At 31.0% G+C, this 24628-nt stretch carries 24 protein-coding genes and 1 pseudogene; 4 read left to right on the top strand and 21 right to left on the bottom strand.

The features are described 5' to 3' along the window. Positions 1–628: 628 nt before the first annotated feature. From pstC to MFS40622_RS00995, 7 genes are all read right to left on the bottom strand, one after another. Positions 629–1477, bottom strand: a complete 849-nt coding sequence (pstC, locus tag MFS40622_RS01025) for a phosphate ABC transporter permease subunit PstC (protein WP_012979810.1) — start codon at positions 1475–1477, stop codon at positions 629–631. Positions 1478–1536: 59 nt separating this feature from the next. Further along, complete coding sequence (locus MFS40622_RS01020) at positions 1537–2358, bottom strand: phosphate ABC transporter substrate-binding protein (RefSeq protein WP_012979809.1); 822 nt, start codon at positions 2356–2358, stop codon at positions 1537–1539. 35 nt (positions 2359–2393) lie between these two features. After that, positions 2394–2867, bottom strand: a complete 474-nt coding sequence (locus MFS40622_RS01015) for a YeeE/YedE thiosulfate transporter family protein (protein ID WP_012979808.1) — start codon at positions 2865–2867, stop codon at positions 2394–2396. A gap of 19 nt (positions 2868–2886) precedes the next feature. Then, positions 2887–3345 (bottom strand): cytochrome c, encoded by a 459-nt coding sequence (locus MFS40622_RS01010; protein WP_012979807.1) that lies wholly within the window; start codon positions 3343–3345, stop codon positions 2887–2889. 190 nt (positions 3346–3535) lie between these two features. After that, positions 3536–4357 (bottom strand): hypothetical protein, encoded by an 822-nt coding sequence (locus MFS40622_RS01005; protein ID WP_232217814.1) that lies wholly within the window; start codon positions 4355–4357, stop codon positions 3536–3538. A 67-nt stretch (positions 4358–4424) separates the two neighbouring features. Continuing rightward, entirely contained in the window at positions 4425–5294 is an 870-nt protein-coding gene (locus MFS40622_RS01000) for a PHP domain-containing protein (protein WP_012979805.1), read from the bottom strand. 326 nt (positions 5295–5620) lie between these two features. Beyond that, a complete protein-coding gene (locus MFS40622_RS00995) occupies positions 5621–7057 on the bottom strand; it encodes a bifunctional ADP-dependent NAD(P)H-hydrate dehydratase/NAD(P)H-hydrate epimerase (RefSeq protein WP_012979804.1) in 1437 nt (478 codons plus the stop codon). Between the two features lie 87 nt (positions 7058–7144). Here MFS40622_RS00995 and MFS40622_RS00990 point away from each other — a divergent pair, with 87 nt between their 5' ends. Continuing rightward, a complete protein-coding gene (locus tag MFS40622_RS00990; RefSeq protein WP_012979803.1) occupies positions 7145–8065 on the top strand; it encodes an aldolase in 921 nt (306 codons plus the stop codon). Between the two features lie 57 nt (positions 8066–8122). On the opposite strand, the gene MFS40622_RS00985 is transcribed toward MFS40622_RS00990, so the two are convergent. The 5 genes from MFS40622_RS00985 to pyrB all read right to left on the bottom strand — a co-directional run bounded on the left by MFS40622_RS00985 (position 8123) and on the right by pyrB (position 11327). After that, positions 8123–8932 carry a metal-dependent hydrolase gene (locus MFS40622_RS00985; RefSeq protein ID WP_012979802.1) on the bottom strand — a complete coding sequence of 270 codons (810 nt, stop codon included), beginning with the start codon at positions 8930–8932 and terminating at the stop codon, positions 8123–8125. Between the two features lie 37 nt (positions 8933–8969). Next, positions 8970–9152, bottom strand: coding sequence for a hypothetical protein (locus MFS40622_RS00980; protein WP_012979801.1), 183 nt, complete (start codon positions 9150–9152; stop codon positions 8970–8972). Between the two features lie 121 nt (positions 9153–9273). Continuing rightward, positions 9274–9654, bottom strand: coding sequence for a tRNA (N6-threonylcarbamoyladenosine(37)-N6)-methyltransferase TrmO (gene tsaA, locus MFS40622_RS00975; RefSeq protein WP_012979800.1), 381 nt, complete (start codon positions 9652–9654; stop codon positions 9274–9276). Beyond that, positions 9654–10403, bottom strand: coding sequence for a TatD family hydrolase (locus MFS40622_RS00970; RefSeq protein WP_012979799.1), 750 nt, complete (start codon positions 10401–10403; stop codon positions 9654–9656). The genes tsaA and MFS40622_RS00970 overlap by 1 nt, the downstream gene beginning before the upstream one ends. Before the next feature lie 6 nt (positions 10404–10409). Further along, positions 10410–11327: an aspartate carbamoyltransferase gene (gene pyrB, locus MFS40622_RS00965; RefSeq protein WP_012979798.1), complete on the bottom strand. Its 918-nt coding sequence runs from the start codon at positions 11325–11327 to the stop codon at positions 10410–10412. A gap of 303 nt (positions 11328–11630) precedes the next feature. On the opposite strand from pyrB, the gene MFS40622_RS00960 reads away from it, so the two are divergent. Then, entirely contained in the window at positions 11631–11975 is a 345-nt protein-coding gene (locus tag MFS40622_RS00960) for a DUF2304 domain-containing protein (protein ID WP_012979797.1), read from the top strand. Then, positions 11953–12165 carry a hypothetical protein gene (locus tag MFS40622_RS00955; RefSeq protein WP_012979796.1) on the top strand — a complete coding sequence of 71 codons (213 nt, stop codon included), beginning with the start codon at positions 11953–11955 and terminating at the stop codon, positions 12163–12165. The genes MFS40622_RS00960 and MFS40622_RS00955 overlap by 23 nt, the downstream gene beginning before the upstream one ends. Here the strand turns inward: MFS40622_RS00955 and cobM are convergent, their stop codons facing one another. The 7 genes from cobM to MFS40622_RS00920 all read right to left on the bottom strand — a co-directional run bounded on the left by cobM (position 12166) and on the right by MFS40622_RS00920 (position 20012). Continuing rightward, positions 12166–12936: a precorrin-4 C(11)-methyltransferase gene (gene cobM, locus MFS40622_RS00950; protein WP_012979795.1), complete on the bottom strand. Its 771-nt coding sequence runs from the start codon at positions 12934–12936 to the stop codon at positions 12166–12168. A gap of 22 nt (positions 12937–12958) precedes the next feature. After that, the gene (locus MFS40622_RS00945) at positions 12959–14785 is read right to left on the bottom strand and encodes a DUF2207 family protein (RefSeq protein ID WP_012979794.1); all 1827 of its coding nucleotides are present in this window, start codon (positions 14783–14785) and stop codon (positions 12959–12961) included. Between the two features lie 20 nt (positions 14786–14805). Further along, on the bottom strand, positions 14806–15372 hold the full coding sequence (locus MFS40622_RS00940; RefSeq protein WP_012979793.1) for a LemA family protein: 567 nt from the start codon (positions 15370–15372) through the stop codon (positions 14806–14808). 180 nt (positions 15373–15552) lie between these two features. Beyond that, the gene (locus tag MFS40622_RS00935; RefSeq protein ID WP_012979792.1) at positions 15553–16119 is read right to left on the bottom strand and encodes a GMP synthase subunit A; all 567 of its coding nucleotides are present in this window, start codon (positions 16117–16119) and stop codon (positions 15553–15555) included. 15 nt (positions 16120–16134) lie between these two features. Continuing rightward, a complete protein-coding gene (gene serS / locus MFS40622_RS00930) occupies positions 16135–17697 on the bottom strand; it encodes a serine--tRNA ligase (protein WP_012979791.1) in 1563 nt (520 codons plus the stop codon). A 157-nt stretch (positions 17698–17854) separates the two neighbouring features. Beyond that, a complete protein-coding gene (locus tag MFS40622_RS00925; RefSeq protein ID WP_012979790.1) occupies positions 17855–18817 on the bottom strand; it encodes a UPF0104 family protein in 963 nt (320 codons plus the stop codon). Between the two features lies 1 nt (position 18818). Next, on the bottom strand, positions 18819–20012 hold the full coding sequence (locus MFS40622_RS00920; protein WP_048197361.1) for a tripartite tricarboxylate transporter permease: 1194 nt from the start codon (positions 20010–20012) through the stop codon (positions 18819–18821). Between the two features lie 164 nt (positions 20013–20176). Here MFS40622_RS00920 and MFS40622_RS00915 point away from each other — a divergent pair, with 164 nt between their 5' ends. Next, the gene (locus tag MFS40622_RS00915; RefSeq protein ID WP_012979788.1) at positions 20177–21982 is read left to right on the top strand and encodes a hypothetical protein; all 1806 of its coding nucleotides are present in this window, start codon (positions 20177–20179) and stop codon (positions 21980–21982) included. A gap of 386 nt (positions 21983–22368) precedes the next feature. Here MFS40622_RS00915 and MFS40622_RS09790 read toward each other — a convergent pair. Both MFS40622_RS09790 and MFS40622_RS00905 read right to left on the bottom strand, forming a co-directional pair. After that, positions 22369–22706: pseudogene (locus MFS40622_RS09790) on the bottom strand (glycosyltransferase family 2 protein); the annotation flags it as partial. Next, a complete protein-coding gene (locus tag MFS40622_RS00905; protein ID WP_012979787.1) occupies positions 22707–24521 on the bottom strand; it encodes a glycosyltransferase family 39 protein in 1815 nt (604 codons plus the stop codon). Between the last annotated feature and the right edge of the window lie 107 nt (positions 24522–24628).

The raw sequence follows: 24628 nt of genomic DNA, 5'->3' as shown, positions 1-24628 counted from the left end.
TTCTACCAAGTTGGGGATATAACTTAATAGCCCCATCAATTTCCATTTCGATGTACCATTTGGAATATCGCATATCCCATTTTAAAACTCTAACAAGTGCGTCGATACAGTCCCCTTTATATATTATACATCTAGTTGGACTTGGGCGTCATCAATCTCATCCCCTCTGGGTTCATTGGGAGCAGGTCATTAGTCTTTGCCCCTTTATCATGGACATGGACATAAAAATCTAACGGTTTTTAAGTTCTCGTCGCTTTGCTCCCGAAAGAATCTCAACCCCCTACAAGTTTAAATCTAAAAAGTCTGCCTCCCCTAGATCCTCAGTATCACCCTCATCAGAGGCATCATCCTACAAATTTAAAATATTACATAAAGCAATATATAAAAATTTTGAATATAAAAATATCCAATGTCCATAATCGTCTATGAACAGTTAAACAGTTTTAACGAGGTTCTCCCAACGTAGCCAAATATGGACAATATAGCAGGAAGACAGGAGTCCCAACAAGGCTACGTTGGGGAGTTTCTTAAAGTCAGAATGATAAAGTGGCGCCGATTATATAAACAAATATCTAAAATTAACACTAAACTCACTTTTCCTCTAATTTTGGATTAACCATAAGTATCACTATTTCTCAATCATCCTAATACAGATATTTAGTACAACGATTATGAAAAGGAGAATTATTCCACATGCAAACATAGCATAATAAACTGGACTACCAACAGAAGCTTCTTTTATGTTTAGAATTATGTGAGAGGTTAAAGGTCTTACGGGGTCGAATATGGATTTTGGAATTAGTGGGCAGTTTCCTGCAACCATTAAAACAGCCATCGTTTCTCCTACAGCTCTACCCATGGCTAAGAAAATTCCCGCCAAAATCCCTCTGAAAGAATGTGGAAGGATGACATATTTTATTGTCTGCCAATGTGTAGCTCCTAATGAAAAACTGGCTTTTTTTATGCTTTGAGGGACATTTCTTATGGCATCTTCAGATATCGATGTGATTGTTGGCAAAATCATAATCGATAATATTACAGATGCGGCAAACCAACTATATCCTGGATTTACATTGAGTATTTCTCTAATCCAAGGAACTAACAAAACCATTCCTACAAAACCATAAACTACTGACGGGATAGCTGTTAATATTTCAACTACTGGTTTTAGAACATTTCTAACCTTTTCAGAAGCGATTTCAGCTAAATATATTGCACATCCAACTCCCAATGGAACGGCAAATAACAATGCCAAAATAGTTATGCAAAAGCTTCCAATAATCATTGGGAATATTCCAAAATCTCCAGTATCTGGATTCCAATTCATTCCAAAAATGAAGTTTATAGGACTTACATAATTAAAAATAGGTAGTCCATTAACCAATAAGAGAAAGATGATTCCAAGAACTACAATACTTGAAAATATTGCAAATATCTTCATAACTTGCTCTATAATAATTTCTTTAATTTTTCTCATAAATTCACCAAAAAATTAGTAAAAATAACTTTATAAATGATTTCATTGGTTCCCCTCATTTATTTCACTGGGATAAACCCTTTCTCTTCAACAATCTTCTGTCCTTCATCACTTAAAACAAAGTCAATAAACTCCTTAACAACTCCCTTTGGTTCTCCATTTGTTATTAGATTTAGAGGTCTATATACCTTATAAATGCCTTTCATAACATTCTCTTGAGTAGGGGCAATTCCATCCAGCTTTATAGCCTTAACTGATTTATCAACATATCCCACGGATAAATAACCAATACCATTTTCATCCATAGCTATCTTTGCTTTCATCTCTCCATTAGAAGCAACAACTATGGCTTTTTTGGTTATATTTCCCTTATCTAATACCAATCTCCAAAATGTATCCCTTGTTCCACTCTCTGGGTCTCTTGTGTAAATGTTTATTGGAGCATCCTTTCCTCCAACTTCTTTCCAATTTGTTATCTCTCCAGCAAATATCTTTTTAACCTGTTCCTTTGTTAGACCATCAATTGGATTCTTTGGATTTACAACAATAGCTACTCCATCATAACCAATTCTATAGACTTTTAGATTTGGATACTTCTCCTTCTCCTCTGGCTTTAAGTCCCTCCCAGCCATACCAATATCAACATAACCCTCTCCAACCTGCTTAATTCCAAATCCAGAGCCGCCTCCAGAGACAATAACTTTAACGTTTGGATGCTTTTTCATAAACTCCTTTCCTGCCTCTTCCATAATTGGAACTAAAGCAGTTCCTCCAGCCAAGGTTATCTTTTCTTCCTTTACAGTCTCTTTATTGCTGTTTATACAACCGCATAGACATAGAACAACCAAAATTCCAATAAATATTCCCAGAAATTTCCTCATGCTATCCCTCCAAAAATAAAAATTATTAAAAAGATTTAGGTCATTATCGTCTTAACCATTGGGGCTACAAACTTATGGAAGATAACTGCTCCAACAGCCAAACCGAATAAATAGGCTATAGCTGTTTTGTTTCCTTCGGCAGCCATGACATAGTTTCTTAGAGGGCAACCTCCTTGAACTACTGAGAAGAATCCAACTCCAAACCCACCAATAATTGCCAATATTAAATGTCCCATTAAAGTTCCACTTGCTCCTAAGGGGTCTCCTGGAATTGGTAAAACCCCCTTAACAGCGAGCCATGGAAATAGGGAAATATTACCAATTGCGGAGAATATTATAAATCCAATTAAAGCTCCAGCAAAGAATCCAAACAAACCCTTAATTAGCCAGGTATCTCTTATTAGATAAAAATCTCTCATCCCTCCAATGAAACACATTCTTGCTCTCTGGAACAAATAGCCCAAAATTATCCCAAATATGAATGTCCCAATCACTGGAAGATAATCCATAAAATCACCTTAGAATTTTTTAGAGGTTTCTTTTTAGATAGACCTCACTTGCTACAACTACACCAACAAACATTGCTATTAAGCTTATAAACGCTATAATATCCCCATAGGCTGTTCTTAAAGTCTCTCTAACTGGACAGCCCCCCATTAACAGGGCAAAGTTTATAACCAAAATCCCTAAAACAAAACCAACAGCAGGATTGTGAGTTTGCTTTATCTTAAACTCCTTATGCATAAATGCAGCTATCAAAGCTCCAATAAAAATACCAACAACAGTTAAAACTGGAAATGCCTTTGAAACTGGAGCCATTCCTAATGAAGTGCCAAATAAGTGATTAACAATCCAATTCACCAAATCTCTTGTGTGGCATGCTATACAGATACCATAAGCTGGTGGTGGGAAAACCTTAAACAGTGCCTGCAACATTGCTGCTATGAAACCTCCTATCAGCCCAGCTATTAATGGAGAGATTCTCATCTCCTCACCATTTTAGATTTTTTAATATGGTCTATGCAAAATATCATGCTTTATTTAAAATTTCTACTTATAAAAAATTTTTTGCAAAGAAATCTAATGGATATTTAGTTATCAAAAAAATTGATATGGTGGTTTATAAACGCAGTATTATATATTAAAGTGGGCATCTTTATGCCCCTGAAAAAATTCCTTAAAGGATGAAGAAGAAATACCAGATAACAATTACAACTAAAAGAGATATCTCATAAACAATTAAATGTAGAGTTGCTAATTTTATCCCAAATTTACCAAAAATTGACAACTGTATTGGAAGATACTTTCTCAAATAAAGAACTATCCTATTCAAAAACTCTGCAATAATTAGAGATAATATAATCTCATTTGGAGATAGAATATTTTCATCCAAAAGCCCAGATGCAATACCTATAGCCCCAGAGATTGTAGCTAACCCAGTAAGCACTATAACTAAGATTGTGGGAGATAGGTTTAAAGTATTCAATAGAGAGCCAGCAAAATTTTCAACAACATCCAATAAACCATGCTCAATAAGATAAGTTATTATCAAAACAGAAGGAACAAATGATGCTAAAACTCTAAAATACTGCTTAAATGTTTCTTTTATAGCTTTATATAACCCTCCAGATTTAGATTTGAATTCGATATTTCTTATATTACATCCTCTTCTTTTAAGCATCAAAACACTTATAATTAAATAATTGAGAGTTACCAAAAATTTTATTAAGATATAGATGCCTCCAACATACCAACCTAAGCTCACAGCCATAGGTATAGCATAAAACAAAATTATATGGATTCCAAAGATAAACATTCCTAAGAAGTATAGAGGGATAATATCATTTTCAGAGATTTCATTATTTTTCAGTAAATTTTTTAATAAAAAGCTACCTGATGTTGAGCTAACAAAGAACACTGCAATTATAGGGAAGTAGTTATTTTTTATGTATTTTTGAAGTTTGTATAAAATATTTAGATGATACATGAGATTTGCCAAAAGAATCCCAAAAAACATTAATGGAAGTATTTTTATAAATATCTGTAAAGCCATCATGTTCTCAAACTTAGACTTCTTTCATTTTTTCCTTTGCTTTCTTTTTAAGGTAGTAATTTCCTAAAAATCCTGAAAGTATTGGTAAAGGAGTGAATATATAAATAAACCCACCAAAAATACCTAAAATCTTTTTATAAAATTTTATTGAGTTTATGGTGTTATCATCTATCTTAAAGATTAAAGATTTTATTAATTTCTTCTCTGATTCATAAACAACGTTATAACTCCATAGTATCGCTTGATATAAAGGTGTTGGTTTCCCATTAAATGATGTTCTCTTTTTTATTATTGCCTTATATAAATCATCGGCAGAATTACCCTCAAATAGTGTATAGGCGTTTCCAACCATTCTTGCTATATGGGCATCACTACTTCCAATAAATGCAAACGGCTTTTTGTGATAATTTTTTATAACCTTATTCAAGGCTATGTTATTAACTATCCCATCTCTGTGATAGGCATTAAAAACCTCAACTCCATCCAAATCCAAATCAAATATCCTATCCCCTAAAGCTTTACATATTGGGCTGTAAGGATGAGGAGCTACAGCTAAGCCACCTTGTTCTTTAATTAGTTCTATAGTTTCCTCTGGAGTTAAGCCTTTAGGTATATCCTCATTTAAAAATAATCCTATAATTTCTCCCTCAGTTGTCATAATTTCACTACCTATAATAACTTCAACTCCAAACTCTTTTTCTAATTTCTTTGTTTCAATCCCTCCCTTAATGGTATTATGGTCAGTTATAGCTATAATATCAATACCTCTTTTCTTAGCAACCTTTAAGATATTTCTTGGCTCCTCTACAGAATCTGGAAATTTAAGTTTCCAAAATTTTCCAATGCCCGAATATTTTGTGTGTATGTGTAAATCTGCCTTCATAATCCCTCCTAATTACTGTTTATTTTCCTGAATAGACATTAATTGCCCCTGTTAAGGAGCAACTTATAACCAATTATCAGAGGAATACTATCTATTAAAGAATATTTAGAATCTCCTTATAACAATTAAAACTTTGATAATTGGTTAAATGGACACGTTTTGATGAAACCGAAGCATTAGCTTCGGGCTACAAATCCGTTAGGATTTGTTCAACAGAAAGCGAAGCTTTCTGGCTATAAAAACTCGAAGAGTTTTTATTTAACCGAAGCGTTAGCTTCGGGCTACAAAAACTCATTTGAGTTTTTGTTTAACTTTTACTAAAAGTTTCATTCAAAGATTTTTAAAACATTCGGGATTTTCTCAATCAAATCTAATGGGGTGTAGCAATAGCCCTTCTCTTTAAGCAACAAATCTCCAGCATAGCCATTTATAAAAGCTCCACAGCATGCTGATAAAAATGCCTCATTAACAGCAAACAAAGCTCCAATTAAACCAGCTAATACATCTCCAGTTCCTCCCTTTGTTAAACCAGCATTTCCAGTTTTGTTTATTTTTAGATTGTTGGCATTGAAGATTATGTCGTATCTTCCTTTTAACACGATTGTTGATTTTATCTTCTCAATATTATCTAGATCAATATTCATATATTCAAACTCTCTTTTATGTGGGGTGAAGATATAATTTTCAGAGAATTCAAAGCCATGATAGTCAATAACTTTAATGGCATCGGCATCAATTACAACCTTTCCTTTATATTTTGATAAAAATTCGTTTACAAATGCCTTAGTTCTGTTATTAGCTGATAAACCATTTCCTAAAACGACAACATCGTATTTTTTAGCTATATCTAAGGCATAATCAACATGCTGGGAGCTTAGATAATCTCCTTCAACCTTATACAAAATAAATTCTGGATGATTTAGCTTATTTATAACCTTATCAACTGACAAGATTCCAACCAAATCAGCTATTTTTAAAGCTGCTAAACCAGCCAATATAGGAGCTCCATAAAAATCTCTGCTCCCTCCAATAATCAAAACTTTTCCATTCTGCCCTTTATGGCTGTTGCTGTCTCTCTTTTTTAATGCTTTTAAGTCTCCCCAACCAACTATGTATTCTGCTTCCTTTGGGATGCCAATCTCTTTTACAATGGCGTTATCTTTATTTATTGTCTTTCTCTTGTGGAAGGTTATGGTTATATCGCTTTTTAAATCTCCAGTTTCAACATCTACACTTACAACAAAGATTTCTTTGTTTATCTTCTTTAACTCATTGATTTTATCAACTATAGTTTTGAATGGCTCTCTTAACTCCCCTTTAACACCAGTTCCAATCATCGCATCTATGATGATGGCTTTTTTATCCTTTAATCTCTCAAATATGTCTTCAACTTCTTCAGCTCTTCTAATCTCTCTAATCTTTATGTTTCCAAACTCTGACAGATTTTTTAGTATTTTAAAGTTTTCTCTTGCCTCGTAGGTTTTTATTTCTGTCTCCTTTCCTATCAATACAACTTCCCCTTTTCCAAGATGTCTTGCAACAACAAACCCATCTCCCCCGTTATTTCCCGTTCCGCAGAAGATGATATATTCTTCAGCATCAATATCCTTAATCTCTTCATAAACTGCCTTTCCAGCATTCTCCATTAACAATATTTTTTGAACTCCCAAAAACTCAGCATTATCATCAATAATTGCCATCTCTTTTGGTGTTATAACCTCTTTTTCTTTGATTTTTTCTCTTAAAATACTAAATAGCTCCATACTCCCACCAAATAGGAAATTATTAATATCTCTTCTTACATAAACTATTTTTGTAATTGGTTTCATATATTTATTGTGGGGATTTTTATGGTAAAAAGGCTTAAAAAGAAAGATGTGAAAGTGCCATTAACTGTTCCAGAGGATATGAAAGAGGAGTATATCAAAAACTACTTAGAGCTAACAAAGAGAACTGGAAATGTTATGATATTTGCTGGAGACCAGAGGATTGAGCATTTAAATGATGATTTCTTTGGGGAGGGGATTGCTAAAGAGGACGCATCTCCAGAGCATCTATTTAATATAGCAAGTAAAGGGAAAATCTGCGGATTTGCTACACAACTCGGTTTAATAGCAAGGTATGGAATGGATTATAAAAAAGTTCCTTATATTGTGAAGATTAATTCAAAAACTCATCTGGTTAAAACAAGAGACCCTATAAGTAGGGCTTTAGTTACAGTTAAAGATGTTGTTGAGCTTAAAGAAAACTCTGGATTGAACATATTGGGTGTTGGTTATACCATATACCCCGGAAGTGAGTATGAGCATATCATGTTTGAGGAGGCTTCGAGGGTTATTTTAGAGGCTCATAAACATGGCTTAATTGCAATAATCTGGAGCTATCCAAGAGGTAAAAATGTTAAAGATGAAAAAGACCCTCACATAATAGCTGGAGCTGCTGGAGTTGCTGCATGCTTAGGAGCAGATTTTGTTAAGGTTAATTACCCAAAGTGTGATAACCCAGCAGAGAGATTTAAAGAGGCGGTTTTAGCCGCTGGAAGAACTGGAGTTTTATGTGCTGGAGGAAAGAGCATAGAACCAGAGAAATTTTTAAAACAGATTTGGGAGCAAATTAATATCAGTGGAGCAAGAGGAAATGCAACTGGAAGAAATATCCACCAAAAACCATTAGATGATGCTGTAAGGATGTGCAATGCAATATATGCAATAACCATTGAAGGAAAAAGCTTGGAAGAGGCTTTAAAGATATATTATGGAGATAGAAAATAAATCTAAAACCCTTTTCTTCTTGATTTGCTTGCTCTTTCAAAATTTTTTATTAATTTATTACTTGTTTTTTTGTATTTTTCTCCATGTTCTTTTATCTACAAGCCATAGATTCATGTTAGTATTTGATATAAAATACATCCCAATTAAAGCCATAAGATTTATAACTATACCAAGTCCTATAATTTCAAATATCATGCTTGAAGGCAAATAGTTGCTATAAAACAATACAATTACCAATAATATAACCCCACTAAGCTGATAAAACCAAGCATACAAATCTGGCCTAATATCAACCTTCCCTTTTACTTTTTCAAAAGTGTATATTTTTCCATTTATTGTTTTGTTTCCAAACGGAAATAGCCAATTTATGCCCGAAACTGTAAATGAATCCTCAATTAAATGCATTATTTGACCAAAAAATAACCCTAAAAACACTGACAATATAATTAGCAAATCTACATTAATGTTTAAATAAATAGCTATAGACACATAAGCAATAAAAAATATCGCTGTTAATAAAAGTGATGATAAAAATGCTCCTATTGGTGTGTGAAGTATTCCTCTATGTCTTTTTTCGATAGTATAACCTATTTTCAGTTTTTCTTTTATCTTCTGATTGTTAAATAACAATATTATTATTTCATGAATTAAAGCCATTGGGTAGTATATCAACCTATATCTATAATATAACGTTGCTTTTCCTTCAGAATCTGCATCTGGAAGGAGAGAGCCAATAGATGCAAAGAGTAGGATACAAATACTATAATAAAAATATTCAACAGAACCATTAAGAAGTTCATAAACTCCAAAAACCAATATGGGTATAAAAAATCCAGTAGTGATGCTTAGATGATGCTTTCCTAACACACTCCCACCCAAAAAATAGAAAATAATTCGGTGGCATTTATTTCTTTTTCTTCTTAGAAGAGCTTTTCTTCTTTTTCTTTTTTGGTTCTTCAAGACCAAGTATTCTTTCTAAGGTAGGCTTTTTTCTACCGTCTCCAGTTAGCATCTTATTTATCATTCCTCGTGCTGTCTTTGGGCCTTTTTTACTTTTGCTGTTACCAAATATATCCATATCAAACATAATTTCCCTTTCTTTTAAATCTATAAAAAAATAACAATTGTTATTTTTATATAAACCTATATTTATACATTACGTATTGTAAATATAAGATTGGGCAAAGTGAAATAGAAAAAGAAAATAATCATCTTGTTGGGCAATCCAACTCTTCTGAAAATATTTTTATATCAATTATTGGTGTTTTATCATAAGCATCAATTTTATCAATGAAAATCTTATTTTTATCAATTTTATGGGTTTTTACTGTGTATTTTCCAATAGGATTTGGCCTATAAGGAGAACGGGTAGCAAAAACTCCTTTTAGTGGGTTGTTTATATCTCCTCTTGGATGAACCTTCAAAATCTTTCTTCTTTCTTCACTATCATTTTTATGGAACCAGACTAAGACAATGATATAATCTCCCTCTTTTAAACCATCCAACCCATCTAAAAACTCATCAAATATATTTAGGACTGTATAATCGTTATTCTGCTCTACAACTCCAATAGGGTTTAGATAATACATCACAATCTCCTCTTAAAGAATTTACATGTATTTTTGTAAATAATATTTGCTACCTCTTCAATGTCCATCTCTTTAATTTTAGCTATCTCTTCAACAACTAATTTAACGTTTCTTGGCTCATTCTTAGCTCCTTTGATTGGAGATAGATAAGGACTGTCGGTCTCTGTTGTTAAATACTCTAAATCTAAGCTCTCAACCAATTTTTTATGATGCTCTGAAAAGCACACAAGTGTTGAGATAGATATTAAATGCCCTTCTCTCCCAATCTCTTTAGCTAACTCTACATCTCCACTGTAGCAGTGGAACATGATGTTAGCCTTATTTTTGGCTATATCAAATATCTTCCTCTCAAAGCCCCTTGCATGAACTACAATTGGTTTGTTAAGCTCCTCTGCTAATGATAAAAACTTTTTAAATATCATCTCTTGCCTCTCATAGTTTTCATCTTTAATATCCATTCCAATCTCTCCAACAGCCAAAATCTCATCCTTATTATCTCTAATTAGATTATAAACCTTATTCACAACCTTATCATCTGCTTTAACTCTTGAAGGATGATAGCCGAGGGTTAAATATATCCCATATTTCTTTCTAAGCTCTAAAGCTCTTAAACAACCTCCTAAGCTTGCTCCACTTGTTACTATTATAACGTTCTCTTTTTTAGCTCTCTCAATCACTTCATCTCTGTTTTTATTGAATGCCTTATCCTCTATATGGCAGTGGGCATCAACATATTTTATATCTTTCAAAATTATTCACCTTTCATTATCCTCAATTAACTTCTTTAAAATAGCCATTCTTACAGGAATTCCATAAAAACTCTGCTTGAAATACTTTGCTTGAGGCAAATCATCAACGTCATAGTCAATCTCATCAACCCTTGGTAGTGGATGCATAATTATAAATTTCTTTCCTTCAACATACTCTCTCTTTATCTTATAGCTACCTTTAACCTTTTCATACTCATTAGGGTCTGGAAATCTCTCCTTTTGAATTCTTGTTACATATAAGACATCAACATCCTCATCTAAATCATCTAAGCTTTCCTTTTCATAGAATTTTATGTTTTTAGCTTTTAAATCTTCAATTATATCTCTTGGCATCTTCAACTCTTTCGGAGATATAAAATACATCTCAACGTTATCAAATAAAGAGAGGGCATAAACCAAAGAATGAACAGTTCTTCCATACTTCAAATCTCCAACAAACGCTATCTTTATCCCGTCTATTCTGCCAATCTCTCTCATTATTGTGTATAAATCCAAAAGAGTTTGTGTAGGATGTTGATTACTTCCATCTCCAGCGTTTATAATTGGAACTTGAGAATATTCAGAAGCCAATCTTGCCGCTCCTTCAGATGGATGTCTTAGAACAATTATATCGGCATAGCCACTTATAACTCTAATCGTGTCTATCAAACTCTCTCCCTTTGCAACAGAAGAGCTTTTTAAATCAGTCATTGTTATAACATCCCCACCCAATCTTTTCATGGCTGTTTCAAAACTCAATCGTGTCCTTGTTGATGGCTCATAAAAAACAGTTGCTAATATCTTCCCTTCTAATAACTTCAAAGGCCTCTTTGTATTTAAAAACTCCTCCATCCTCTTAGCCTCTTCTAAAATCTCTAAAATTTCCTCTTTTCCAATATCTTTCATTGAAATTAGATGCCTCATAACAATCCCTAACCAAAAATATATATGACTCTTGTAGAGTAATAATAAATTAAGAAGTTTATAAAAATTTTGGAGAGAAATATTATGTGTCCTTCAAAATAACAAATTAATAACTTAATAACAATTTGTTAATTTACCCTTCCTCGTTATGCTCGGAGGTGCTAGTGATATAGCAAAAAATCGAACCAAAATGATAATTTCTATTAGTAAATTTATATAAATTTTTGATGAAACTTTTTCTAAAAGTTTCATAGGAATAAGGGCAAAGCCCTATGCTTATAAAAATTTTTGGAGGAAAAACTTATGGAATTAATCCAAATAGTTGGGGTTATATTTGCATTATTTGCATTGTCAAGAGTTGTGTTGCAATTAAAGAGGAGAAGTATAAGCTTTAATGAAGGATTGTTTTGGATTTTTATTTGGAGTTTAGTTGTGATATTTTTAATATTCCCAGAATTTTTTGGATATGTTGCAGAATTTTTGGGTGTTGGAAGGGGAGTTGATGCACTTATGTATATATCGATAGTTGTTCTATTCTATTTAATTTATAGATTGTATGCTAAGATTGACGCCTTGGAGAGGCAGATAACACACATAGTTAGAGAGATTGCCATAAGGGATAGATATGAACCAAAGAAAAGAGATTGAGTTGTTAATGTATGATGTTCTGCCTTATATGGCAAATATAGAGTTTATTAGAGAGTTATTTGAAAATGTTGAAAGCTTAGAGGAACTTGAGCAGAAAGCTAAAGAGCTATTGGAAAAAGAAACTGATATAACCAAAAAAACAGATTTAAAGATATTACTTGAGAAGATTGAGGAGAGAAAGAGTAAATAATTATTCCTTTTTCCTATATCCATGTTCAAAATCCTTATCATAAAGCTTTGAATATGCATAGTACTTCGGATTTAAAACCTCTCCAACAATAATTAGGGCAGTTTTTTTAATTCCTTCTTTTTTAACCTTTTCAGCTATATCCTTCAAAGTTCCTCTAATAATTTTCTCATCATACCATGAGGCATGATATACAACAGCCACTGGAGTATCTTCTTTATAACCTCCCTCAATTAGCTCTTTAACAACTTTATCAATCATTGAAACGCCTAAAAAAATAGCCATTGTTGATTGATGGTTAGCTAAATCTCTAAGCTTTTCTTTTTCTGGCATTGGAGTTCTTCCCTCTGGTCTTGTGATAATAACCGTCTGTGAGACATCTGGAAGAGTTAACTCAACCTTCAATGAGGCAGTTGCCGCAAATAAAGAACTAACTCCTGGAATTATCTCAACATCTATATTATGCTTTGCCAATTCATCAATCTGCTCCTTTATAGCCCCGTAGATAGAAGGGTCTCCAGTATGAAGCCTAACAACCTTTTTTCCTTCATTAACTGCCTTAACCATAACCTCAACTATCTCCTCTAAGTTCATGTTTGCACTGTTGTAGATTTCAGCGTTCTTTTTGCTGTATTCTAAGAGCTTTTCATTAACTAAAGAGCCAGCATATATTATGACGTCAGCATCTTCTATAGTTTTTTTTCCTTTGATTGTTATCAACTCTGGGTCTCCTGGCCCTGCTCCAACAATTATAACTTTTCTATCGTTATTCATTATTTCTCCTCTTGTTCTTGTTTTACCTTGCTCCTCCTCCACCGCCACCAAAACCTCCTCCTGCTCCAAATCCTCCACCAGAACTCATAGAGGAGCTTGCCACAACAGAACTGTAAGCGTTATTTATATGGGAATACATTGAATTGTATGCAATATAAACTGCTGGGGCAATATCAACCTCTGGAATATTTATATTTAATGATTTCATCGCCTCAACAACCTTATCTCCAACTCCTAAGGCAGTTCCATAAATAAGCCATTCCTTCCAAATTGATATATCCTCTGGAGAGTATTTTTTAATCATTGCTAAATCAGATAAAAAGTTTTTAAATGCCTCCCATTCAAGTTTTTCTTTATAATAATCATCTTTCCATCTTCCAAATAGAGATTTTGGAGTTAATATCAATATTATGTTTTGTATAACCAAAATGATTGAGAGATAGAATACATCCTTAAGTGTTGGGTAATAATTAGAGTAATTCATCGATATTCCAAACAAAATTAATGTCAATGTTATGAAGATTACCAAAGATATCCAGAGTATATCCTTCCCTTTAGTTTCTAAGAATCTTTTTGTTAATGTTGAGGAAAACAGAGGATTGTTCATAATTCCATTAATCTCATTCCATAATCTTTTAATTTCATATTCATCAGTCCAATGAGAAACAGCATTTTCAAGGTCTTTTGGATTAAATTCACCATTTTTAGAATGTCTAATTAAAAAGTTCATAACCTCTTTTTCATAAATATCTAAATTATCATCTCTCTTTAAGATTTTTATTTTTATGTCTTCACCATCTTTTATTATTTTTATGTATCCTCTATTGTGTAAATCTAACAAAGTGGCATAAAATCCATTTTTATCAAATTTCCCAACTTCTCCGTTAAATATAAGATTAACAATCCATGGCTTTCTATTTTTGTTTGGAACATAGCTTAGATACTCTGGGACTATATAAGATTTTTCTTTCCCAAATCTTAGATAGATAAGGTAGGCAATCAGTGGAAACAATAAGATTGTAGCTATTAATAGATATTTTAGGGCTGTTATAATGTAGTTTATAAGGATATATCTTTTATAGGCAGATATTGTCTTTTCTTCAACATTTTCCATATATTTAACAAATCCATTAACGCTATTTGGTTTTAAAAGCATTTCAACTTCAATTGGTTCATCCTCTGGGCTACTTCCCTCAATAACATATCCAATATCTGTTTTATGAACTTTGAATGTTGATGGATAGACAAATAGGTTTAGTATGCTACTATTTCTATCTATTATATTAATTTCAACGTTTTTATAAGGGAGATGCTCATCTGCAAGCTTTAAATTTATATGATAAACCTTATTATCTGTTTCAATTGGTGGATATATAATGAATTTGTATTTTGTTGTATAAATTCCAGCATCATATCTATAAGGATTATAAAATCCAACTTCATTTATTATCCCATATTCATATACAAGATTTTTTACACTCTTTTTTATCCAAGTATTATTACTAAAAACAAAAATATCTCCCTTATAATCTACAACATATCCTATCATATCTTTTGATGAAGCAGAGAGATTTAAAACCTCCACATAAGGCACATCTAACTTGCTATTATAAACTAATGGGACTTTCCAATCTCTATATAACATTCTATATCTTTTATTTTCCAAGATTTCATAAGTATAGCTCTCCTCTAATGTTAAATTTTTTTCAATATACAAATTTGCCTTATAGTTTTTAATGTCAATATTGGTATAGTTCACTCCATTAGATGATGTAACTAAAAAAGCTCCAACAACTCCAACAACAAAAACAAAGATACAAAAAATAATAATTTTCTTCTCTTCTCTCATAAAAATCCCCTAAAATTAATTTAAAAGTTAATCTTAGGCCTTTCGTATATCTCCTCTTCAAACTGTAGGTAATCCATCTTTCCAAATCCAAACATACTGGCAATAATGTTTGAAGGGAAGGTGTCTATTTTAGTGTTAAATTCTTGAACTATGTTGTTGTAAGTGTACCTATGCCTTGCAATCTCATCCTCTATCTCTTTTATTGCATCCATTAGCTCTTTAACTGTCTCAGAGGTTTTTAACTCTGGATAGTTTTCAACAGCAACTAAGATATTTCCTAAGATATTCCTTGACTCTCTGTCAATATTTTGTATATCCTCAGCAGTATTGGCTTTTAGAACACTACTTCTCAACTCAGTTATTTTTGTTAAGGTTTCCTTTTCAAAGCTTGCATAGCTTTTAACTGCCTCAACAAGTTGATTAATCATGTCTAATCTCTTTTTTAAAGCAACCCTTATCTGCCCCAATGTTGCTTCAGCCCCATTTTTTAATGTTTGAAATCTGTTGTATATTGAGATAGCATAAATCACAATACCTAAAACAATCAATATAATAATTAAACCAACAACAATTAGTAATAATGACATAATTTCACCAAAAAATTTAAAATTTTTATAATAGCAGATTTGCCATCAACTTATATAAATGCTTTATTCTTTTATTTTCCAAATAACTTCCCACAGTTTATATATTAAAATTTATAGAATTATATGTCTAAAGGTATCAATATCCAATAACAACATTATTATTATATTTCTGCGAAATTTCTATTCAAATTTGTAACCGCAAACCTTGCAGAAGTTTTTTAAAATCTCACTTCCATATTCTGTGTGAGCAACCTCTGGATGGAACTGAACCCCATAGATTGGTTTTGTTTTGTGCTTCATCGCCTCAACTCTGCAAATATCTGAGTGAGCTAAAATTTCAAAGCCCTCTGGGACTTTTTTAACCTCATCTTTATGTGAAGCCCATGCATTAAACTCTTTTGGAACATTTTTGAATAAATCATTCTCTTTATCAACATAAACCTTTGTTAATGCGTATTCTTCAGCTTCAGCTCTTCCAACCTCTCCACCATAAGCCAAAGCAATAAGTTGATGCCCTAAACAAATCCCCAATATTGGTAGCTTGGCATTTAAGGCAATATCTATGCAATTTTTTGCCTTTTCAATATCTGGCCCTCCACTTAATATAATACCTTTAATCTCTTCATTACCTTCAATCTCTTCCAATGGAGTAGTGTTTGGAATTATTTTTGAGCTAACTCCAATATATTTTAAGCTCCTGTATATTCTATGAACATACTGCCCTCCGTTGTCTAAGATAACAATCATTCATATCACCTTTAGTTAATCCTTCTTGGGCCAAGTTATCAATTGAGGAACTTCTGGAAGCTTTTCAATCTTTTTCTTTATTATTGGATGCCAGTCATCAAAATCAAAACCATATTGAGCTAAATATCCAACAACCCATCTTGTTATTCCATATCCAGTGCATCCAGTCCAAACCTTCCTACCCTTATAGTCCTTAATTCTAAATCCTTCAACGAAGTGTGTTCCATGGACATTTGCTGATGTAACAGCAACTCCCTTTCTCTCATCCTTTATGTGTGGTAGCCACAACCTCATCTCATACTTTGGCACATCTGGGAACTCTATTCCTCTATCCTCTTTCTTTCTTCCCTCTAAATAGAATGGGTCATCCCCAACCTCAACCCAATATTCTAAATCAAGCTTTTCAGCTAATTTTTCAGCATATTTTAATGTTTTATCTCTTGTCTCTTCAACAAACTCTGGACTTCCAATCCAAACACACTCCACCCTTAAAAATTCATTAACTCTATCTAAACCTCTCGCTCCTCCTCCCTCCCATCTGTATGTCCATCCACTTCTATCAAAGAACATTATTGGTTTATCAACATCTATAACCTCCCCTTCAAAGAATTGATAGAACGGCTCACATTGAGCTGGGGCTAACACATAACCTGGGTCTCTAAGTAGAGTTTTTAATTTTTCAATTGGAATCTCTTTCTTAATCATCATCTCATTTACAAACTCTTTAAAAAGCTCTGGCTCTCTCTTTGGTGGGCACACATAATACATTCCCTCTGGCAAACCTTCTAAGTATCTCATCTTATACATAATTTCCAATGGGATAAGTTTTGGGAATAAACATTCCTGAAATCCAATTTTTTTAACAACTTCTTCAACTATCAACTCCTCTAAAACCCTAAATAATGCTGTTATTGGTGGAGCATAAAACCACTGCCCTCTTCCAGGGAATTTTTTAACCCATCCAAGTTTTTCAGCTACATCTGTTGGATCTTTGTCAAAGGTTATTTTTCTCTTTGCCTTATATTCACTAACTATTGTTCCTGGTGGAATCTTACAAACTTTAAATGTCAAATCCTCTTCTTCTTTTTCTAACTCTGTTTTTACAAACTTTATTGCTCTATCAATAATGTTTCTTTTTAGCTCGCTTTCTCCAATGTCTTTAAATGTCAATATAATTTTGTTTCCTTCAACCTTTGCCTCGCACTCTGGAACTTTAATGCCTTCTAATTTTTTAGCTTTATCTTCATCTGTTTCAATTGTTATTACATAATTATCTATTTCAATTCCTCTAACTCCAATTCTAAAGTTTCTTCCTAATTTTTCAGCTAATGGCTTTCTTAATCTAATTAAACCTTCATGGGCTCTTGTGTAAGTCCCAGAGACAATCTTTAATTTTAAAGTGTTCCCTTCAAACTCATAGCTTTTTATTTTTGATGCCTCATCTTCTTTTCCCTTTGGAACTCCTCTTAAAAATATGCTATCTGCATTTTTTAAAATCTCCTCTACAACCTTTTTTGCCTCTTCACTTAACTCTTTACTAAATATTATCTTTCCATCTAAATCAAAGGTAAGTTTCATTTACTATCACCATTTTTTGTTGCTATGAAAGCTCGAGCTTCAGCTCGGAGAGGGGGTCAGCAATAACATTTTTATTGTTTTATCCTAAATAGTGAATGGTGATAATTAGGTATTTATGTTTTATATTGTGTTTTTGAAAACGTAATTTAATTTAAGATTATCCATTTTTAGATTCTCTTAGAATATTTCCCTCAACGATATAAAACATTATCGCCCCAAACAAAACAATTGAGAAATATGATATTAAACGATATAAAATAAGGACTGCAAAAGCTCCACTATAATCTATATTTTTTAGTTTCAATATATAAATTAACGCATATTCTACAATTCCCAATCCAGAAGGAGTTATTGGAATTGCTGTTAATAATGAAGATGCCAAATCAGAGAATACTCCAAATAAGATTTCTAAATTTAGATTTAATGCTAAAAATATAAAATAAATAGTTAGCCCTTCAATAAACCATCCAACAAATGACAAAATTATTAAGAGAGGAAGGGTGTTAAGTTTAACAGCCCTTAAACCTTTTTCAAAATTCATTAAAATTCTCTCTATTTTATTATTTTTTAAATTTATCTTGCTATTAACTAATAAAAAACCAAAAATTAAAATGATTAAAAACAATATGATGATAGTTCCCCATTTAATTGAATAAAGAATTTCCTTTGGAATATCTGACTTAAATGATAAGTAAGCAGAGATAAATAACAAACTAATCATTGCTACTAAATCAAAAATTCTTTCAATAAAAACCGTCCCAACTCCCAATGATATTGATTTATTTGTTTTCTTTTTTAATAAATACCCTCTATAAATGTCCCCTAACTTCGCTGGAACTAATGAATTTACGAACATTGAAAGATAATATATTACAAATGCATCTTTTAATTTTAAATCAATGTCAGTATTTTTTAAAAAGATTCTCCAACGGTAGCTTTTAATTAAGATTGAAAGATAAAACATTGCTACTGCAAAAAAATAATAAAAAATGTTCGTGTTTTTTAAGATTAATATTAATTTATCCAAATCTATCTTTGAAAAGATATATAGAATTATTCCCAATGAAAGGATAAAAGAAACTATTGTCCTTTTATTTAAAATTTGCCCTTTTAAATCCATCCTATCTCCCTAAAAAATACAGTATCGTCGGAAATATTAAAACGTTCATCATATTTGATAAATTGGAGTTACTTTTTAATGCCAAAAGCCCTATGCATATTGAAGTTATATAAACAGCAATATGGTGGATTAAATAAGTGTTGTAGCTCCCAATAACTACCACAAGTGAGCAGAACATAATAAAAAACAACGATAAGAATTTAAAATTAACTTTTCTTATAAAAATTAAAAGATACTTTGATAACTTTAACAAGATAATCAAGGATATTGTGGAAGACACCAAAATAGAAAATATTGCTGTGTTTATATCAATATTGGCATTTAAAAGTTGTATTGCCCTCGCAACTCCACTTCTTCCAACTCCGATAAAAATCACCGATAGAATTGAAAAAACTTCGTTAGATAAGATGATACTTCCCTGAGACACTATAAAGTTCTTTAAATCCTTCTCATTTAAAATCTTACTTAAAATATAATTTAACTGGCTCCCACTTATTCCTGGTAAAAATATTCTAAAAAATCCAGCCACAGATGCAAAAAAGGATGACTTTAAAAACTTTAACTCAAATTCTGGGATGGTTATTATCTGACTTTTTATTTTGTATATTTTTAAATTATTTATAAGTAGAGGAATCCCAAACATCCCCGTAAATATGGCTGTTAAGGTTATATTAAATGCCTCACTGCAATATAATACGGCAATTCCAAAAATTCCTGATAGAAATATAACTAAAACCTCCCAGATTGATTTTGCTGTAAAAATTTGATATATAACAAAAGCAATTAAAATAAGAGGAATAAATATTTTAATCGAGCAGTAAAATGCTTTAACATTGAAATGCAAAATTGATATTAAAAATAGAGATATAATTATTGAAAAAACAACTCCCAAATAACTCCCAAATCCTGCTAAAACTATTCCTTCATAACCATTTCCGTTTAAAGTTAATTTATGCATAGGAAGAGCGGAGACAGCAGTTTCATCATCTGGAACTCCTAAAAAAGCAGATGGGATAAAATTTATGAAATAGTGGGCAATAACTAAACCAATTAAAAATGGAACATAATTGTTAATTCCAAAATAAGGCAGAATTAAGAATGATAAAGCAACAATGTTATTTGGATGAATGCCTGGAAATAAACCAGTTATAGTTCCGCAGATTATGCCCAAAATTAAATATGGAAGGTTTAGCATTGTTTCACTTTTTATTATACTTTTAGTTACTATAATCACTTTCAGGTTATTTTATATCTTATTTATTTTTTAACTTTAACATAGGTTAGTATATAAATATATAAACAAGATTTTAATTATAAATATTATAAAGTATGTGAATCGTTAAATAACTGGTGAGTTAAATGGACATACTTTTATTTGTAATAGTTTTGTTTTTAATCTACCTAATAAATCCACTAAAAGATGAAGAAAAAATTATCACAACTCCATTCGTATCTATTTTTTATATAATTGGAACATCGTATTTATTATCATTTTTAAGTATTCCAATGTATAAAATATTATATATTCTCCCGTTACTTTTAATAATTATACTGTTAATATTGAAAGGCAATCTAAGTATAAAGTTATTCTTCAACTTAAACTTAAATTTAATAAAGTCTCTAATTTTAATATTTACTCTATTATGTTCATTATTCATAGGTTATGCCATATTTCCAAAATATCCATGTGAGATGTGGGATTCCCAATTCCATATGTTCAAAGTTAAAGCTATAATGATAGAAGATTCCATATTCTATAAAAATCAAGAATATATCAGATATTGGCACTATCCATCAGGATTTCACTCTTTTGCCTATTTTTTAGCATCTGATGTTAAGGATATACCTACTACAATATACTTTATAGAAATTTTTATAATAATGTTGTTTGTTCTCTCCCATTATTATATTGGAGAATGTATAAAAGAGGGGATTGGGGTTTATACTGCTTTATTTGTTCCATTAAACTATGAGTTTTATAGAATATTGTTAAGAACGATATATCCAAATGCATTAGGATATTGCATATTTTTGATATTGATTGCCTTTTTGTTGAGATACAAAAGCACAAAAAATAATATTTACCTTTATTTCTTCAGTTTTGGAGTATTTAGCTTAATATTTACACATACATTTCCATTTTTAATGTTAATTTTATTCCTAGCTTCATTAATATTCTGGGACATTATTTATAAAGAATACAGAGACATGCTTAACTACATTAAATTTTTTTCCATCTCAATACTTTGCTCTCTTGTAATTATACACTTCAAGCTTATCAATGATGTAATATCCTACTCTAATACTTCCTATGTTGTCAATAATATAAATCTTTACAAAGTATATATTGTGATTATTTCAATATTTTGTGGTGTAGGGACATGCACTTCTACTAATATAGCCATAGCTTTATTATCTAATCATCAAATTTCATTTTTCCTTTTTATAAAGTATCTTTTAGTTTCATCTATCTATATAATATTGTTCATCATTGGGACAATTTTCTTAATAAAAAATAGAAAAGGGTATTTTGTGTTTTATATTTTGCTTATGATACTTTGGTTACTAAATAACCAGCTTATAGGATTTAAAATACCATTTTTCAGTGCGTTATACAATTCTATAAGATGGCTCTATAATTTTCAAATCTTAATGCCTGTATTTTATGGTTGTGGTTTGTATTATATAACAGAAAGAACAACCTCTACAAAAAAGAAATTTTTAATTATTGCTGGTATCATCATTTTGTTAGGTTATAATGCTTACACAATATATTCCACTCATCCAAAATTCTATTGGAAATTTTATTTAGTAGGAAGTGATGAAATAGATGCATTCAATTTTATAAATAAAAACAACATATCTAACGAATTATTTTTAAATTTTGGACAGGATAGTGGGCAATTCCTCCCAATATTTACAAATAATAAATGTGTTTTTTGTTGGGGAAATTATAATAAATTCAATAATGTTACAGCAAATGAAATAATCAACTATACTTGGCATAACAACTACAATAAATTTATTCATTTTTGCAAAACCAATAATATAAGCTATGTTTTCATCTCAAAAAATCTTAAAATAAATTATAAATTCTTCGAAAATAATAGTTACTTTGAAAAGATATATAGCAAAAATAACATCACAATTATAGAAATAAAATAAGATATATTCTAAAATTTTTTAAATCGCCATTTTAAAAGGGTTAAAATTGCATCAACTCCATCTCTCCATCGTATTTTTTTACCTTCTTTTAAAGTTCTTGGATAGTAGCTTATCGGCACTTCATAAATCTTATAGCCCTTCCTCAAAATCTTTGCAGTAATTTCCGGCTCCCAATCAAATTTATCTCCTTCAGCATTTATCAAAATATCTTTTAATTCTTTATGAAATACTTTATAACATGTAGGTTCATCAGTTAAAAATGTAAAATAAAGCAAGTTTGTAACTAATGTTATTACCAATCCCCCAATTAAAAATGATAAATGTGAAAATTTATTCCCCATTTTTCTTAATCTTGAACCATAAACAACTTTAGCATTTCCTTCTAATATTGGTTTTATTAGGTTTGGATAGTCATTTGGGTCATATTCCAAATCCGCATCTTGAATGATTATTATATCCCCTGTTGAATGTCTAATCCCTAATTTTAATGCACTCCCCTTTCCCCCATTTTTTTATTTATGAGTATAATGTTTTCGTTAGGATGATTTTTTATGAATTGTTCGACAATTTCTTTCGTTCTATCAGTTGAACCATCATTCACAACGATGATTTCTTTTTCTAATGGTAATTTTACATCTAAAACCTTTTTTAAAATTTTTTCTATAGTTTTTTCTTCATTGTATGCTGGAATTATGATAGACACCCTCTTTATGTCTGAACCCATTTAATCCACCTTGATTTTATATAGCACAGCTATTTTATGTCCATTATAAGTATAATTCCAAACTTCAACCAAATATTTATTTAAATCAGGCTTCCAAGGATTTGTAAAGTTGTAATAGTTTTGTGGAGAGATTATAAGGAGGTGGTATTTTCTAATGTAGTTATTTCTTGCTGATGGGTCAATCCAGAAATACATTGGGATATATTTCACGCCATATTTATCCAAATACTTTCTGTTTTCTTTTGTATCATAAGTCATTAAAGGGTCATAAATCCCAACTATTCTACCATTATTATCAAATTGGAACTCTGAATTTATCCAATTATAGTCCCAATACAGATATGTTATGTGGTATTTTTTTATCAACTCTAATTTTTTCTTTGTATCATTTCCATATAATATTACTGCTGCATCCATATCTCTTTGAGGCAAATTCATATATGGGTCATTTTGTTGGGCCCATCTATTAACCATAACCTTCCTTCCGCTAATTGCATTTATTACAAAGCTTAACTCCTTTGTAGATAGGATTACATCATTTACATTTGTATTTTTTAATAGATAATTTTGTAAAGAAACATACATTTCAGGCATTGGGTATTTTCCAACATTTGCCCATCTATCATTATTTACATAATTAACAAATGCATAACTGGAGTTTGCAAATAATATAATGAATAATAAACCAAATACTACAACTTTTTTATTTAATTCGTTTAAGTTAAGATTTTCTTTTATGTAGTTTAATCCATACAATCCAACAATTATCGCAGTTACCCACAAATAGAACCAATGCATGTAAGTTGGAATAAAGTTTATCTTCAATAATGGCTCAGTTATGAAATAGCAAAATGTTGCAAATATTGCACCAATTCCAAATATTTTTATGAATTCTTTTAATGTATCTTCTTTTGATGTATAAAATGCATACAAACCAATCCACACTAATATAGAATTAATCAATCCTCCAATTGAGCTAAAATTAAACAAATATGTTTTTATCGTATTAAATAAAAAGTTTATTTGCACATCTAATCTCCCAAAGTCAATAATATCCATATGTAATCTATCATAAGGTCTATGCAAATGATAAATAAATATTGGCTTATACCAATAGAGCATTAATATGGGTAATGCAATTGCTCCAAAAACTCCCCAATTTTTGATATTGTCTTTTAGATAATCCAGTATTCTATTTTTATTTTTATAAATCTCATAAATAACAAAGGTTAAGATTATTAAAGTTGCCCCAACAAATGCAACCATGTGAGATAATGTTAATAATCCATAAATAAATCCTAATAATGCATAATAAATTATTTTTCTTTCTTTAAATGCCAAATATAGAGTAAGGATAAATAACGGTAGCATAATTTGATGGGTAAAGTTTGTGTATTTTAGTATAGGATATGCACTTACTCCATTTGCTAAAACTACTCCAATTAAAGCTATCCAATCATCTTTAAATAAGACTCTAAATAGATAGAACCATATAACACTCGCTACAATAAATAACACTATTGAGAAATAAAACATTCCCTCCATTGTATCTAAATTAAATAAATCACAAAACTTAGCACATATATATGCATACAATGGGAGATAACCAGGCATTCCTCCAAGCATTGAAGAACTCTCTAATGGATTTCCTCCTTCCCTAATATGCCAAATAACCCCCATCTGATAGTAATAATCTCCACCGTATATTGGAGACGGCAGAGATTTAAACTCCGAAATCCCGTTATATTGCATAAACACTCCAAGAATAATATATAAAACTAATAATAAAATTGGTATTTTATGTTTGATATCCATAATCTCCCTCCATATTTGCTTTAAACTATAAAAGTTTTTTGCAAAACTTATTAAAATTAAGAAAGGAAAATTTGAACGCTCCTTTGGATGGCGTTCATAAGTGTCTA

It is taken from the genome of Methanocaldococcus sp. FS406-22 (genome assembly GCF_000025525.1).
In the GTDB taxonomy this organism is placed as follows: Archaea; AGJL01; Methanococci; order Methanococcales; family Methanocaldococcaceae; genus Methanocaldococcus.
This window is presented reverse-complemented; position numbering and strand designations above follow the sequence as displayed.